Here is a 16,053-nt window from a genome sequence, read left to right as displayed (position 1 = left end):
TGCAAATTTAGTGAAATTCTACCATTACCGCACCCGATTGATGGTGAAGTATTTCCTTATTATAAAAATCAACATTAACCAGGCTTTCCAAAACATCCCGAACCATTCTCTGTAAAATGCCATCTCCGATTCCGTGGACGATCTCCAAGCGTTTCAGGTTGTTTTTTCTGCAAAACTCTATCACTTCAATTAGTTTTTCCTTTTGAATAAACAATCTTTCAAAGCTATCATAATCATCAGGATTCTTTACCAAATTATGAAAATGCAGGTCTATAACCAAATGATTTCTCTGATGTTTTTTAGAAATAGTTTTTTTAGGTTCTGCTTTCCTTACTATGCGGATGTTTTCATAAAGATCAGCATTCTTGGGAACCAGTTTTTCTTTAGGATACTGATGAGTAAAGCCGTATTGATCTTTAAAAACCACAATATTTTCCTTCACGGAAGTTACCACTCCGCTTAAATCTTCATCCACGACAGAAACTGTATCTCCTATTTTCATTTTGTTAATGATGCTTCGTTTTCAGGCTCTAAATCTAATAGGTTTCAAAAACCTGTTAGGTTTACTCCAATTTTTTATACTCTTGGCCCTAATTCAATAACCTCTAAATCCTTTATTTCCTCACCATCCACCACAAACCGCATCATAGTTCTCACTTTGTGCCAACCCTGTTTTCCGCAGGCACCGGGATTCAGATGCAAAAGATTATTCTTCTGATCATACATCGCTTTTAAAATGTGGGAATGTCCGGATATAAATAGTCTGGGAGTTTTTTCAGTCATTTCCTTTTTCGTTAATGGAGTATATTTTCCGGGATACCCACCAATGTGAATCATTAAAACTTCCAGTTTTTCACAGAAAAAACGGTTGACTTCCGGAAACTCAGACTGTATTTTGGCGTTATCAATATTTCCATAGACTCCTTTTAAAGGTTTTATTTTTTCCAGCTGTTCAATAACATCCATACTTCCAAAATCTCCGCAGTGCCATACCTCATCAGCCTGAGATGCATATTCCAGGATCCGGTCGTCTATATAAGAATGAGAATCAGAGAGGAGAAGGATTTTTGTCATTATCTAAGGGTTCTTTGAGTAATATTTTCGTCGTATTTTTCTTTAAATACTGCAACACGGTCAGGGTTCAATTCCCCATTCTGATTGATCACTCTTTCTTTGAGTAGCCATTTTATAAGTTTTTCCATTCCTTTTTTGGAGTTCATAAAATTGGCAATTTTTGCTAAATCAGTAGATTCTACCTTGGTTTTTTCTGTTAAAAAGTTCAGGATAAAGTAATCGTCACTTACGTATTTTGGTGTTTCATTATCCATGTATTTGTACATCAATACCTCTTCGTCATCTTTCATAGAAAAGAATGAGTATTGTGTAATATTGATCTTTTCTGCTTTTAGAATCTGTTTCCCATCCAAAAGTACTTTATCATCTTTGATTGAGACTTCCTGAGAAAAATATAAATTACAGCCCATCAGCAATAAGAAGAAGGCGAATAATCTGTTTATTGTCATTTTTACTATTTTAAATTGCAAATATAAAGAAGCTTTGATAAAAAGATTCTGATTGAATTTTACGATGTAACAAAGCCAATTAAGTATTAGTAAGAAATATTTTTGGTTCTTCGTATAGAATCAAGTTTCTTTTCAATGTCTGCACTGAAGAGTTTTCTTAGTTTCAATCCGGTTTCGGTAAGTCTTGAGATCACAAAAGTTCCATTCATACTGTTATTCGAAGAAAACATAATGGCAATGGTAGTATCTGAGACTTTTTTCCAGTTTCCCGTATAACGTTCCAGTTTCGAAGCTTTGCCCGGAAAGTCTTGCTTAGTATCATATCCATTGGCTGATTTACTTAGGTTTCCAATGATTTTTCCGTTTTTACTAAATTTTAAACCAGGAATTTTAGCATTAAAAATAGACTGTTTTTCGTAAGTGTAAATATAGTTGTCCAGTGTATTCAGCTTCCAGGTCTGCAAAAGAAAAGGGTCAGCTGTTTTATCCTGGCTTTTCATAAAACCAACTGCAAAAAATAACAAGAGAAGAATGGAGATTGACTTTTTCATACTTTAAAATAATTACACTTTACTATTGGCAAAATTACGCTTTTCAATAGAAGACTGAAAGTTTTCTATTGAATATAACCTTGTCACAGGCACTTAAATTTTTCATAAAGTCTCTTATTGAGACATTTTCTGTTTTTCTATTGTTTTTTTGTTTAATTCTTAAATTTATTTTTTTTAAGGATATTAAAATTGATCTTTGTTATTAAAAAAGGGATTGATAAAATGAATGTATTCACTTTTTGGTGTATTAATTAATTTGAGTTATTTATTTCATGTTATTGATAATCAATGTTTTGAATTGTTCATTTTCGGTATTTTAAATAATTCTTTTGCTGGGTGAAAAATATGTATATATTTGTCTTAATTTTTATTTAATCTAAACAAAGATAATGATGAGTGTCGGTTTATACTTATTGGAAAGCAAAAACTGGTATTATTTTGACCTTATACCAAAGTTTGATGAAGAGTTGTCAACGTTCATGAACAGTTGTTCTGAAAGTAAATTCATCCGAATTAATATTACAGGTAAAGATTCTTATCTGATAGTTCCTGTAAAGCATTTTTCTACTACCGGAATTCATCTTTTAGGGGATGAAGTAGGATATAGAGAAAAGAAAATGGGCGAAATCACAAAGATCAGCGCTGAAGAAGCTTACCGGTTTCTGATATTTACAGTTTATGAAGGAAATACTACCGTAGAAAATCCTGAGGATGCTTATATCAAATACTTTTCTGAAGAATTTAACGAGCATTTTGACCAGGGGCATACAACTGTAGAGAATAAAGATTCTGTTAAAGCAGGGACGGTCTTTACATTTTTTGGGTACAATAATAATCTAATGGAATTTATTTCGAAGAATATTCCTTTGGAGACAGCTTACGATAAAAAGGCAGCTATTATCCGTTGGTTTTCAGAATATACCCATTCATTATTAAAGATGGCGGTAGGGAAGTATATTGAAGAAGGGGTCATCTATAACAGCAATATCGAGCATACGTTTATTCAGCAGAATACAGATAAGGTAAAAGTTAGTTTTGATGAGTATATTCCAGGCGGAACTGCCATCAGAAATCAAAAAGCAGAAAACTTTATCAGAACTCATGTAGTATACTATAACCTATATCCGGTTCTCAGACATCTTGCTTATTTAGGATCCATTGAAGAGGAAGTCCTTTATCAGATTATAGATGCTGAAATTGATTCTCTGAAGGAAATATATGGTGAGGCTATGGACTTTATTTACGAAATGATTGAAGCCAGACTTTTTCTTAAACAGGCTTACAGCGTAAATAAAGACATCTGGAAAGAATACATCAGACAACATAATTTTCTTATCAATCCTAAAAGTTATTCCAAAAAGCTTATAAAGCCTGATTATGGGGAAATACTGCATAAAAGATACTTCAATAACGGGACATTAGAAATTACCCTTCGTGCTTTTAATCCCGAAACCGATATGGAGTTTCTTCATGAATGGTCTAATATGGATTATGCTAAAAAATACTGGGAGATGGATGTGGATAAGTGGGAATTTGAGGAAGCTTACATCAAACATATGGGTGTTGATTATTCTCATCCTTACATTGGCCTTCTGAATGGAACTCCTATTTTTACCCTGGAACTGTATTGGGCAGTAAAAGATGAGGTAGGAAAGTACTACCGTTTCAATCCGGGAGATTATGGATTCCATATGCTCATCGCTCCGGCAAAAGAAAAAATTCCACATTTTTCAACGTATGCATTAGCTATGTGCATGGAATATTTCTTCTCTTTCCCACAGCTGACAAGAATGATAGGTGAGGCGTCTGCGTCTCATAAAGGAACTCATAATCTGATCACCAAAGTAGGATGCGAATTCAACAGATCACTGGCCCTTCCTTACAAAACATCCAATCTGACTTTCCTGGACCGTGAAAAATTCTATGAAACAACAGAAGATATTTTTAAGAACTCCGTCCTGAAAATAAATATTACAACATAATACTTGAATACTGAAAAAGATAATTTATGAAATATGATATCATTGGTATAGGAATAGGCCCTTTCAATCTAAGCCTTGCTGCTCTGCTTGAAGAACATGATCTGAAAACCATATTTTTTGACAAAGCTCCCAGATTTGAATGGCACAGTGGTCTGATGATCGAGAGAACAACGCTTCAGGTTCCTTTCCTGGCGGATCTGGTAACAATTGTAAATCCTAAAAGTCCTTTTACATATATCAATTATTTAAGAGAGCAAGGAAAAATTTTCCGTTTCTGTTTTAAGGAGAGTTTTTATGTAACCAGAATGGAATATAACCTTTACTGTAAATGGGTGGCTTCACAAATTGAAAGTCTTAATTTCAGCCACACCGTTACAGAAATAGATTATAATGACACTCATGAATGCTATGAAGTTTCAGTAATTGATCTTATCAATTGTGAAAAGAAAGTGTATCTCACGGATAAAATAGTATTAGGAGTAGGCTCTATTCCTAATGTTCCTAAAATAACAGAAGATTTTTCTAAAGAACATATTTTCCACTCTTCCGAATACTTACACAGAAAACAATATATAAAGAAAGGAAGTACCATTACGGTATTGGGATCAGGACAAAGTGGGGGAGAAGTATTCTTTGATCTTCTTTCAGCCAGACCGGAATTAGACTTAAAGCTGAATTGGGTAACCGCAGCAGACAGATTCTTTCCAATGGAAAATTCAAAATTCACTTATGAATTTACTTCTATGGATTATATTTCCTACTTCAACAGGCTTCCTTTAAATAAAAGAAGAGAAGTAATCAATAAGCAGGATATTCTTTATAAAGGGATTAATGATGAGCTGATAAGCACAATTTATGATGAGCTTTATCATCAGCAGATGAAAGAAGAACAGCCACTTCCTGTAAAAATACTGACCAACAGTTTGCTCGAAGAGATGTCGTATGATAAAAGCTATACACTGAATATGAAGCATCTGGAGGAAGAAAAAAACTTTTCTGTAGATACCGATTACCTTATTCTGGCTACAGGTTACAGATATGAAGTTCCCCATTTTTTACAGCCTATTGAAGGTCGTCTGAACAAAAGTCAGAACGATGGCACATTATTATCCTCAGAAGACTATACAGTTGATGTAAATGATAATGAAATATTTATGCAGAACGGTTGTGTAGACTCTCAGGGAATTATTACATCAGATCTTGGCATGGGGCCTTACCGTAATGCTACCATTATCAACAAAGTATTAGGTCACGAATATTATCCATTAGAGAAGAATATTGCTTTCCAGCATTTCGGAGCATTAGAAACCATATAAACTGATAGATGAAGCGTATATTTTTTCTGATTTCCTTACTTTCTTCCTTAGCATTGGCTGCCTGCCCGATCACCATAGCTGTTAAAAACATCAAAAACTATAATCCTGATGAAGTATATGTAGTCATTAACGGTGAAAAGAAAAAGGTTTCAAAACAGGGAACTGTTGATTTTGCTGAGGTAGCGGATGGTCCTGTGAAGGTATCTGTCTTTTATCATAATAAGACTGTTTATAATGATACATTAAATATCAACTGCCGGTCACGCCAGAATTATGAAATAGAGATTTCAGATGCAAACCGGATTGATGAGGTCTATATCAGAGGTAAAAAGAAACTGGAGAAACTGAAAGAAACCCCATTGAGTGTCAAAATTGTTGACATGCAGGCTGTAAAAAGCCAGGCCAACAATATTGGAGAGATTCTGAATATGGCAACCGGAGTTAAGCTTCGTACAGAAGGCGGGGTCGGTTCCGGATTTCAAGTGAATCTTGGCGGGCTTCAGGGAAAAGCAGTCAGAATCTTCAGGGATGGAGTGCCGATTGAATTTTACGGTCACAGTTTTAATCCTAATGTTTTATCTCCAAATATGCTGGACCGGGTGGATATTTACAAGGGGGTGATGCCTATATCATTGGCATCGGATGCTTTGGGAGGTGGGATTAATTTTATCTCCAAACCTATACAAAAGGACAATCTGGAAATTTCAAATGAAATAGCATCATTCAGTACCTATAAATCTCATCTTAATGCAGTATTTATAGGAAAAAAAGACAGTTTATTCTATATAGGAACACAGGCAAGCTATGTGTTTTCAAAGAACAATTATAAAATTCTCGGCGAAGTTATAGATCCTGAAACAGCTAATCTTAAAAAAGTGGAAGCTAAAAGGTTTCATGATGATACCGAAGCTTCTTATATGGAAGTATACACCGGTGTAAGAAATAAAAGCTGGGCCAATGATTTTAGAGTCGGGTTTATCTATTCTCATTTCTATAAAGAGATTCAAAATGATCTTGAAATGAGAAAACCTTATGGGGAAGCTTTCGCCAAAGAAAATAATGTGACGGGTTACCTTCAGTATAAAAAAATGTTCTTTGACAACCGTCTTAAACTGAACCTGATGACTGCCTTTGCCAGATACAACAATTCCTTTGTGGATATCAGCAGGCGCAGATACAACTGGCTGGGAGAATATACTTTCAGTAATGAAAACAGCGTTGGTGAGATCAATAAAGGAAATGATCTGAAGATGAACTACAATATGTTTCATACAAGGCTCAATGCCGCTTTCCGGATTAATAATAATCATAGCCTGGAATTTGGAAATGTCTATTTCTACCAGAGAAGAAAAGGAAGTGATCCTTATGGAGCTGTCAATGTATACGGAGATGATGTTCTTAAAACGCCAGCGATCTACAATAAAAATATTGCTGCTTTGGGATTGGTATCTCATTGGCTCGACCGCAAAGTGGAAACAGTACTTGGGGTGAAGAATTATTTTTTCAGTTCTAAAGGATATACTACGGATAAATATAATTTCACATGGGATTCAGACAGACATAAAAATGCATCCGGTTATATGGCAGGAATCAGTTATAAACCTAAAAACTTTATCCTGAAATTATCCTATGAAAAAGCAGTTCGTCTTCCTGATGAAACAGAAATTTTCGGAGATGGAATTTTAATCAAAGAAAATCTTGATCTGGAGCCGGAAAAAAGCGATAATGTAAACGTTGTTCTGGATTATACTTCATCGAATTATAAGCTGAATACCAGTTTAAATCTCTTCTACAGAAACGTCAAAAACACCATATTCATGATACCTGATAATCCTTATGGAAGGTATCAGAATTATTATGACAACAGAATCCTTGGACTGGAGTATGAGATCAATTATCAGCCAATCAAAAATATTCAGACAGGATTCAATATTACCTATCAGGATATAAGGCTTAAAAACCTTTCTGGTACTGAAAGTATTTGGGAGGATGCCAGACAACCGAATATTCCTTACTTGTTCGGGAATCACTATCTGAGAGTAAATTTTTCAGATATCTTAAAAATGAAAGATAAAGTGGAACTGTATTATAACATTAATTACGTTCATCGTTTCATGCTATATCCGGTACCAAAAAATCTTGAACCAGGATTATTTTCTAAAGAAACGATAGCTTCCAGTAACCTTTTGGTTCCTAATGATGGCAGAACAGGAATGGTAGATGCAGGAGTAGGAGTTACCTATTTCCTGGCAGATCCTAAACTGGCTATTAATTTTAGTGTTAATAATCTTCTGAATGAAAGACTTTACGATAATTATAATGCACAGAAACCTACAAGATCTTATCATCTGAAACTAACTTATACAATTTTTTAATATTATGATCATGAGAAAATCAAAACCGTTTTCGATAATTTTATCAGCGTTAAGTTTATTGTTGTTTACTCATTGCAGTAGCAACGATGACACTATTGAAGAACAGAAACCACCAACGGCAACAGCTAAAGACAGCTGGGTCATTTATAACAGTACAGCAGGATGGGGTGGGAATATTTACTCATTCTCAGAGTTGCCTCAGGGAGAACTTTCATTAGCTGACAAAAAACCATTCTACCAGATTGCATATTCAGCCGGAGGAAAAGCATTCGGAGAGAATATTTACAGACTTGGTGGGGCAGCCTCTTCAGAAGAAGGTTTCTCTAAACTTACCTCTGATAATGCCGGAAATATTACATCAAAAGGCTTTATTGCTACTCAGAATAATGGCTTTGAACCTAATTATCTCGTGATCAGTGATACAGAAGGTTACTATTGGGACGGCTCAAGAGGAATGCTTAAGATCCAGACCTTTAATCCGGGAACCATGCAGCGTACAGGAGAAATAGATCTTTCTTCATTGGCTCAAACGACTGACCCTGCTGTACTTGAACCGGGAGAAACATCTTATCAGGCTGCAGGACAGCTAATTTTAATCAAGAGAGATGATAAGCTGTATCTTGATTTACAAATCGGTAAAAAAGGAACGAACTGGCAGATAAAACCTGTAGTAAAAGAAGTAGCAGTTGCAGTATATAACCTGACTACCAAAAAAGTGGAAAATGTTACCAAATATCCTAATGCTACAAACCTTGGGCTTTTCACTGACCATGTTTTATGGAGTATTGATGAGGTAACCAAAGATATCTATATGGTAGCTACATCAGATATGAAAGCTCAGGAAGCAGCCTATTCATCAAAGATTCTTAGAATAAAGAATGGGCAGACTACCTTTGATGCTGGTTTTGAAATTGATATGAAGAATTTTGTGCAACCAGCAGAGTTTAACAGAATCTTCGCTCATAATAATAAAATTTATACTACCATTCCTTCCACAGGTGCATCATATTATGCAGGAGGACATGGGGTAAGCTATAGAAACGATATCTGGTTCTGGAACGAAATTGATGTTCAGACCAAGAAGGCAGTAAAACTTGATATTCCTGTGGATAACTTCTACAACTATCAAAACCCATTCTTGTATAAAAACAGAATCTATTTCATGTCTAATAATAAGGCAGATAATTTCTCAGGTTTAAGTTCTTATGACCCTGTATCTAAAAATACAAAAGTTGAATTTAAACTTAAAGGAAGCGGAAGATTAATGGGAGTGAATGTCATTTCCAAAAAATAATTTCTTTTTTGTTAGTACATTAGGATCATTTGATTTAACGACGGCCGGAAGATTTCACTTCCGGCTTTTTTGTGGGAGATAGGTAAATAGGCTGGAAGTTATCGTAATCATGATTATTAAAGTTCAGCTTGAGCTACAGATTAGGTTTATAAAAACTCCCTTTTGTTTATAGTCTAAGAGTACTTTCTGCATCCATCTTCTGGCTTCTCTCCATATAAATTATAATTTTCTTATCCCGGACTCAGGTTATTTACTAAATTTGGGAAAATTAAAAAAATAATGAAGCAGAAATTTTCTTTTTTCATTTTTCTTTTAACCGTAGGATTAGCAAATGCACAGGTTGAAGAAAAAAAACTGGATGATCTGATCCAAAATACTCTGAAAACCTTTGATGTTCCGGGAATGTCAGTAGGTATCATAAAAGACGGAAAAGTTACCTATTCCAAAGGATTTGGTGTACGCTCCCTTATCTCAAAACAGCCAATGGATGATAATACCTTAGTAGGAATTGCTTCCAACTCCAAAGGTTTCACGTGTGTGGCACTGGCGATTCTTGCGGATGAAGGAAAACTGAACTGGGACGATAAAGTTTCAAAATATATTCCTGAATTTCAGATGTATGATCCATACGTTTCTCAAAATGTAACCATCAAAGATCTGATTACTCACAGGGCTGGATTAGGGTTAGGACAGGGAGACCTGATGTTTTTTCCGGAAGGAGGGAATTTAAGCGTTAATGACATCGTTCACAATGTAAGATATCTGAAACCTGAAAACCCTTTCAGAACAACGTTAGATTACAATAACATTATGTTCATTGTTGCCGGTGAAGTTATCCACAGAATCTCAGGATTAAGCTGGGCTGAGTTTATCGAACAGAGAATTATGAAACCTGTAGGAATGACTTCCAGCTTTGGAAGCTACAACAGAGCGAAGGCTGTTGCCAATAAAATTGACGCTCACGCTCCGGTAGACGGAAAAGCGATTGCGGTTCCTCACGATTGGAATGAAACAGGAAATGCTGCCGGAGGAATCCTGAGTAATATAAAAGATATGACTACCTGGGCGGAATGCTTGCTGAATAATTTCACTACCAAAGACGGGAAGAAATTAGTGTCTGATAAAAATATTCAACAACTTTGGAGCTTACAGATTCCAGATAGAGTCGCTGCTAAAAATCCATATGACACAAGTTTCTACGGATATGGTTTAGGTTGGTTCCTAAGTGATGTAAAAGGTCACAAACAAGTACAGCATACAGGAGGACTGATTGGAACCGTAACACAGTTTACTTTAATTCCTGATCTTAAATTAGGAATAGTGGTATTGACGAATCAGCAGTCCGGAGCAGCATTCAATACCATTACCAATACGGTGAAAGATTCTTACCTTGGAGTGGCAGACAGAAACTGGTTGAAAACATATGGAGACAGAGTATCAAAAATGGATGCAGAATTTAATAAACAAAAGAAAGAAGCGTTCGCAAAATCAGAAACTTTTAAGAAAGAGAAAGCACTTCAGCCAAAAGCAGAACAGTTTACTGGAACTTATAGTGATGTTTGGTTCGGTGATGTAGATATTGCCCAGCAGGGAAGTGTTTACAGAATTTCATGTAAAAACTCACCAAGATTGAAAGGAGAACTGCTTCCTTATTCCAATAATTCATTCATCATTAAATGGGATGACAGAAGCTATGATGCTGATGCCTATATTATATTCGATTATGATGAAAGTGGAAAAGCGCAGACTGCAAAATTAAAAGCAATTTCTGATGTTACAGATTTTAGTTTTGATTTTGATGATCTGGATCTGAAGAGAAATAAATAGCTACAAGTAAAATAGAGTGGCAAAAGATATTCAATAGGGACGGGCTTTAGCCCGTCTTTTTTGTATACAAGGATAAGGGCTTCAGCCGAAATTTATCTATGCCGCAAAAGTCAACCCTACACAGGAAGGGAATAGGAGGTATACTAAAAAAAAGATTATTGGAGAAGGTTTAAGTCCTGTTCAGTGCGCGCAAGCTCCGAATTGAGATGTTGTTTTTCAAAAAAACTCTTTAATTCAAGTAATCGTTTTTTGTTATCATAAGCAATGCTGGAATTGAGTTTTCTCTGGCAGAGTGAGCAGGCTCTTGCATAATGAAAATCTGTTTCAGAAAGAGTATTGGTCCCGTTCATCACACAATTGGCATTCAGGCAATGGCTGATTCCAAACATATGCCCGATTTCGTGAGAACTGATCTTTAGTAATCTTGTAAGACTTTCGTTAAAATTAGAATCTGTAAGATGGCCGTTTGCAAATCGGTAGATGGAAGTGACGCCCATGCCGTTTTCATAAGATGCCATTCCAAAAACATAGTTCCATTCAGGTCTTGGGAAAAGATCTCTTTCGGTGATTCCCATCAATACTACAGCATCTTTTGGTTTTCTTTTGATTAAAAAACTATCTAATATATAACCCGCCAATATCTGTTCCTGCCCATCTTTGAAAATTCTTTTTACAGTTTTAGGAAAAATACTGTTGGGTAATGCTGGCAATATTTTCGTTTCCAGTTGAAAATATATTTTTAAATACTCTTTAGTAAGTTCAATCTCTTTTTTCTGTAGTTCATTAAAATCACCAATAGGTTGCAGGTAAATAGTGTTTTTCCCGGGTTCCGGCTTTATTTTTTTTGATTTTTGAAAATCTTCAAATTGCTGAAACTGTTCATCATGGTTATACCTCCAGCTTCCAGGTTTGGGAGTGGCAGACAGTTTTACATCATTGAAAGCAATTGTTTCAAAATAGGATATTTTCTTTTTCTGACATGAAAAAAAGAAAATAAAAATTATTGCATAAAATACTTTAGAGGTGAAGTTATATTTTCCCTGGCTCATAAAAGAACAAAAGTTTCTTTCTGGCACCATCAAATTCTGACCAGGATTCGCAATCTACTTCAAAACCGGCAACTCCACAGGTTGGAAAATGAAAAATATCTTCCGAAATGGAATTGGCAAAATTGGAAATTCCATTATTATGGGAGAAAAGGGCAACCGAACTCAGATTGTCATCCAGATCATAGATTACAGATTCAAAGTTTCTTTCCGAAGGATTGTATAATTTTTCATTCGTAGAACAGTTCAGCTGATATGCCTGATTAAAAATTTTACACGTATTCAGAGCACGGACTGCCGGACTGGATACAAAATAATCAATAGAAATATTATTGTTTTTAAGGAATCTGGACATGTTCATAGCATCTTCCAGCCCTTTGTCTGCCAAAGGTCTGTCAAAATCATCCGTTTCTTCCGGCCAGTCGCTTTTTGCATGTCTTACGAGGATGAGTCTCTTCATATATCTGTTTTTTGGAAGATTAAAATTATAAAAAAAAATATGGAATAAAACATGATTTATATAAAAAAACTGCGTGATGAATAAAATCAGTAAATTTTACTAAATTTGCAGACTTATGGGACAAATCCTTGCAATAGACTATGGAAAAGCTCGTTGTGGTATTGCTGCAACGGATGATATGCAGATTATAGCCAGTGGCTTGGAGACTGTAGAGAACCGTAATTTAATGGAATTTTTGAAAAAATATTTCAATGAAAATAAGGTAGATGAAGTAGTGATTGGACTTCCCATAGATTTGAAAGGCAATCTTTCAGAGGTGGAAACCGATATTTTAAAATTCATTGAAGAGTTTAAAAAAGAATTTTCGGATATTGCAGTCCATCGTTTTGATGAAAGGTTTACTTCCAAAATGGCTTCATTCTTTATTTCCCAAAGCGGAAAAAGTAAGAAGAAAAGACAGGAAAAAGGATTAATAGATAAAGTAAGTGCAACTATTATATTGCAGAATTTTTTAGAACAAAGATTAAGATGATACTACCGATAAGAGCTTTTGGGGATCCTGTTTTGAGAAAAGTGGGAAAAGATATAGATAAAGATTACCCCGGATTACAGGAACTGATAGATAATATGTTCGAAACGATGTACAGTGCAAACGGAATTGGTCTTGCAGCGCCTCAGATCGGGCTGGATATCCGTATGTTTGTAATAGATGTTACTCCTCTTGCGGAAGATGAGGATTATGAAGATATTAAGGATGAGTTGGCAGAATTTAGAAAAGTGTTCATCAATGCCAGAATTCTTGAAGAATCTGGTGAAGAATGGAAGTTCAATGAGGGTTGTCTGTCTATTCCGGATGTAAGAGAAGACGTGAAAAGAAAGGGCACAATCGTTATTGAATATTATGACGAAAATTTTGTGAAACATACAGAAACTTTTTCCGATATTAGAGCCCGCGTAATTCAACATGAATACGACCACATTGAAGGGATTCTGTTTACCGATCACTTAAGCTCACTTAAGAAAAAACTGGTAAAAGGAAAACTTTCAAAGATTTCTCAGGGAGATGTAAGTATTGGTTACAAAATGAGATTTCCAAAATAAATTAAACAAGGATTAAAAGAAATAATAAAAAGCAAAAAGCTTAGCGCTGATTGCAGAATTTACAAAAAATAAAATTATGCTGTTAGAAAAAATAATTTCAATTTCTGGAAAACCAGGACTTTACAAATTAGTTTCTCAATTAAGAAACGGATTCATCATTGAAGATGTTACCAACAAGAAAAAAGTAAGCATTGGAAACTCTAGCCAAGTAAGCTTACTGGATAATATTGCAATGTTTACATTTGATAAGGAAGTTCCTTTGTTTGAAGTTTTTGAAAATGTAGCTAAAAATAACGATTATAAAGAGACAATCTCTCATAAATCTTCAGATGCAGATCTGCAGGACTTTATGTTAGCTTCTCTTCCTAATTATGATACTGAAAGAGTGTATGCTTCTGATATCAAGAAATTAGCTCAGTGGTATAACATTCTTCACAAAGCAGGATATATCACTCCGGAAAGCTTCGTAAAGGCTGAGCCTGAAACTTTAGACGGTGAGCCTGCAGAAGAAGTAAGCTTAGATATTGACGCTAAAAAAGCTGCTCCAAAGGCAGAAAAGGCGGCAGCTCCAAAAGTAAAAGCCACTTCAGCAGCAAAATCAGCTCCTAAAAGTACGCACAGAAAACAAGGATAATTCAGTTCTGAATTAAAAATACAAAGCCTTGTCAGGAATTTTCCTGACAAGGCTTTTTTATTTCCCAAAAACTAACGGGTTTTTAAAACCTATAGTTGGTATCCCGTAATTTTCATTCTCAACGTTTGTAAAGGTGTCTGAATAACCCTTACATTTGTATAATATTGAATTTCCAATTACTTATGAATACAAAACAGGAAAAACTAGAAGCTTTCGGGAGATTACTGGATATTATGGATGATTTGCGTGAGAAATGCCCATGGGATCAGAAGCAGACGTTACAGTCTCTTCGCCATCTTACTCTTGAAGAAACATATGAGCTTTCTGACGCTATTTTGCAGGAAGATTTGCAGGAGGTAAAAAAAGAATTGGGAGATGTGCTGCTTCATTTGGTTTTTTATTCTAAAATCGGTTCAGAAAAAGAGAGTTTTGATATCGCTGATGTGATCAATTCCCTTAATGAAAAACTGATTTTCCGTCATCCTCATATTTACGGTGATACCGAAGTAAAGGACGAAGAAGAAGTAAAACAGAACTGGGAAAAATTAAAATTAAAAGAAGGTAACAAATCTATTCTGGGCGGAGTTCCAAAAAGTCTTCCAAGTTTAGTAAAAGCCTATAGAATTCAGGATAAGGTAAAAGGGATTGGTTTTGAATTTCATGATGCAGAAGATGCCTGGAAGAAAGTAGATGAGGAGATTCAGGAATTTCATGCAGAAACTGATCTTGATAAAAAGGAGCAGGAATTGGGAGATGTATTCTTCTCGCTCATCAACTATGCGAGAATTTCAGGAATCAACCCGGATTCTGCGTTAGAAAGAACCAATCTGAAGTTTATTTCAAGATTTCAGAAAATGGAAGGTCTTGCTGAAGAACAGGATGTAAATCTTGCGGATATGTCTTTGGAAGAAATGGATGTTCTTTGGGAAAAAGCAAAACAATTGTTTTAAAGGTAAGATTGGAATAATTCATGCTACTTATGTTCAGTAAAAAAATAAAAAATAAATATGTTACGCTTTCTTATATTACCCGCTATGTTTTTGTTGAGTTGTAATCCAAAAGCTCAGAATTCACCTGCTCAGGGAGATGATCTGAAGCCACAATTTTCGTTGCCTAAAAAGTTAAAAGAAGTTTCAGGGATCACGGTATCAAAAGATAAGAAAATAATCTGGGTAATAGAAGACAGAGGAAATAAAAATGCCGTTTACGGTCTTAATAATGATGGCCAGATGATGGCTAAAGTTCCGGTAGAAAATGCTGAAAATACAGACTGGGAAGATATAATATCAGATACTCAGGGAAATATTTATATCGGAGATTTTGGAAATAATGATAATAACCGTCAGGATCTGGCTATTCTAAAAACAGACCTGAAAGACATTACCCAAACCACTACAAAAGTAGTTCAGACTACTAAGTTTCATTATGAAGGGCAGACAGAATTTCCACCAAAAAAATCAAATCTGCTGTACGATTGTGAAGCATTTGTAGAGATGGATGGTAACTTTTATCTTTTCACCAAGAACAGAAGCAAAGGTTTTGACGGAACCTTTCTGGTATTTAAAGTCCCTAATAAAGAAGGAGACTTTGAAGCTAAACTGGTTGGGAAATTAAAGCTTCAGGGCGGATATAATGATGCTGCTATTACTTCAGCGACCATCAACAGTAAAAAAGATAAGATTGTGCTGCTGACTCACAAAAATGTGCATGTTCTTACCGGATTTAATGCTGATGATTTCAGTGCAGCTAAGATTAATAAGATTCCTTTAAACCATAACTCACAGAAAGAGGCTATTGTTTTTACTGATGATCAAACATTAATGATTGCAGATGAAAAAGGGAAGGATGAAGGCGGAAATGTATATCAGTTTTCTCTTAAGCCATAACTATTATCAATAATAAATACTAAAAACCACAGATGATTCTGTGGTTTTTATATTTAGT

Annotated in this window: 16 protein-coding genes; 10 read left to right on the top strand and 6 right to left on the bottom strand. The window is 35.2% G+C overall.

Going from position 1 to position 16,053, the window contains the following annotated elements:
* Positions 1 to 7 precede the first annotated feature (7 nt).
* From M2372_RS23030 to M2372_RS23015, 4 genes are all read right to left on the bottom strand, one after another.
* Positions 8 to 502: a Smr/MutS family protein gene (locus M2372_RS23030; protein ID WP_123321441.1), complete on the bottom strand. Its 495-nt coding sequence runs from the start codon at positions 500 to 502 to the stop codon at positions 8 to 10.
* Between the two features lie 74 nt (positions 503 to 576).
* Positions 577 to 1,074 carry a metallophosphoesterase gene (locus M2372_RS23025; protein WP_115971735.1) on the bottom strand — a complete coding sequence of 166 codons (498 nt, stop codon included), beginning with the start codon at positions 1,072 to 1,074 and terminating at the stop codon, positions 577 to 579.
* A complete protein-coding gene (locus tag M2372_RS23020; protein ID WP_123321442.1) occupies positions 1,074 to 1,523 on the bottom strand; it encodes a hypothetical protein in 450 nt (149 codons plus the stop codon). Before M2372_RS23020 ends, M2372_RS23025 begins: the two co-directional genes overlap by 1 nt.
* Before the next feature lie 86 nt (positions 1,524 to 1,609).
* Positions 1,610 to 2,074: a hypothetical protein gene (locus M2372_RS23015; RefSeq protein ID WP_123321443.1), complete on the bottom strand. Its 465-nt coding sequence runs from the start codon at positions 2,072 to 2,074 to the stop codon at positions 1,610 to 1,612.
* 389 nt (positions 2,075 to 2,463) lie between these two features.
* Here M2372_RS23015 and M2372_RS23010 point away from each other — a divergent pair, with 389 nt between their 5' ends.
* The 5 genes from M2372_RS23010 to M2372_RS22990 all read left to right on the top strand — a co-directional run bounded on the left by M2372_RS23010 (position 2,464) and on the right by M2372_RS22990 (position 10,868).
* Positions 2,464 to 4,056, top strand: a complete 1,593-nt coding sequence (locus M2372_RS23010; RefSeq protein WP_123321444.1) for a GNAT family N-acetyltransferase — start codon at positions 2,464 to 2,466, stop codon at positions 4,054 to 4,056.
* A gap of 26 nt (positions 4,057 to 4,082) precedes the next feature.
* Positions 4,083 to 5,372 (top strand): lysine N(6)-hydroxylase/L-ornithine N(5)-oxygenase family protein, encoded by a 1,290-nt coding sequence (locus tag M2372_RS23005; protein ID WP_123321445.1) that lies wholly within the window; start codon positions 4,083 to 4,085, stop codon positions 5,370 to 5,372.
* 8 nt (positions 5,373 to 5,380) lie between these two features.
* Positions 5,381 to 7,747 (top strand): TonB-dependent receptor, encoded by a 2,367-nt coding sequence (locus M2372_RS23000; RefSeq protein WP_123321446.1) that lies wholly within the window; start codon positions 5,381 to 5,383, stop codon positions 7,745 to 7,747.
* A 10-nt stretch (positions 7,748 to 7,757) separates the two neighbouring features.
* Entirely contained in the window at positions 7,758 to 9,041 is a 1,284-nt protein-coding gene (locus M2372_RS22995; protein WP_123321447.1) for a hypothetical protein, read from the top strand.
* A gap of 279 nt (positions 9,042 to 9,320) precedes the next feature.
* The gene (locus M2372_RS22990) at positions 9,321 to 10,868 is read left to right on the top strand and encodes a serine hydrolase (protein ID WP_123321448.1); all 1,548 of its coding nucleotides are present in this window, start codon (positions 9,321 to 9,323) and stop codon (positions 10,866 to 10,868) included.
* 155 nt (positions 10,869 to 11,023) lie between these two features.
* Here M2372_RS22990 and M2372_RS22985 read toward each other — a convergent pair whose 3' ends face one another.
* Both M2372_RS22985 and M2372_RS22980 read right to left on the bottom strand, forming a co-directional pair.
* Positions 11,024 to 11,917, bottom strand: a complete 894-nt coding sequence (locus M2372_RS22985; protein ID WP_123321449.1) for an archaemetzincin — start codon at positions 11,915 to 11,917, stop codon at positions 11,024 to 11,026.
* Positions 11,898 to 12,374 (bottom strand): histidine phosphatase family protein, encoded by a 477-nt coding sequence (locus M2372_RS22980; RefSeq protein ID WP_115971744.1) that lies wholly within the window; start codon positions 12,372 to 12,374, stop codon positions 11,898 to 11,900. The genes M2372_RS22985 and M2372_RS22980 overlap by 20 nt, the downstream gene beginning before the upstream one ends.
* 115 nt (positions 12,375 to 12,489) lie before the next feature.
* On the opposite strand from M2372_RS22980, the gene ruvX reads away from it, so the two are divergent.
* The 5 genes from ruvX (at position 12,490) to M2372_RS22955 (ending at position 15,995) form a co-directional block, all read left to right on the top strand.
* Positions 12,490 to 12,906: a Holliday junction resolvase RuvX gene (ruvX, locus tag M2372_RS22975; protein ID WP_123321450.1), complete on the top strand. Its 417-nt coding sequence runs from the start codon at positions 12,490 to 12,492 to the stop codon at positions 12,904 to 12,906.
* The gene (gene def, locus M2372_RS22970) at positions 12,903 to 13,475 is read left to right on the top strand and encodes a peptide deformylase (protein WP_123321451.1); all 573 of its coding nucleotides are present in this window, start codon (positions 12,903 to 12,905) and stop codon (positions 13,473 to 13,475) included. Before ruvX ends, def begins: the two co-directional genes overlap by 4 nt.
* A 76-nt stretch (positions 13,476 to 13,551) precedes the next feature.
* Complete coding sequence (locus M2372_RS22965; protein WP_123321452.1) at positions 13,552 to 14,109, top strand: DUF5606 domain-containing protein; 558 nt, start codon at positions 13,552 to 13,554, stop codon at positions 14,107 to 14,109.
* Between the two features lie 182 nt (positions 14,110 to 14,291).
* Positions 14,292 to 15,059 carry a nucleoside triphosphate pyrophosphohydrolase gene (gene mazG, locus M2372_RS22960; protein ID WP_123321453.1) on the top strand — a complete coding sequence of 256 codons (768 nt, stop codon included), beginning with the start codon at positions 14,292 to 14,294 and terminating at the stop codon, positions 15,057 to 15,059.
* A gap of 57 nt (positions 15,060 to 15,116) precedes the next feature.
* Positions 15,117 to 15,995, top strand: a complete 879-nt coding sequence (locus tag M2372_RS22955) for a hypothetical protein (protein ID WP_123321454.1) — start codon at positions 15,117 to 15,119, stop codon at positions 15,993 to 15,995.
* The last annotated feature ends 58 nt before the right edge of the window (positions 15,996 to 16,053 follow it).

This window comes from Chryseobacterium sp. BIGb0232 (assembly GCF_024810195.1).
Lineage (GTDB): Bacteria > Bacteroidota > Bacteroidia > Flavobacteriales > Weeksellaceae > Chryseobacterium > Chryseobacterium pennae.
The sequence above is the reverse complement of the archived record's forward strand: the minus strand, read 5'-3'. Positions and strand labels throughout refer to the sequence as shown.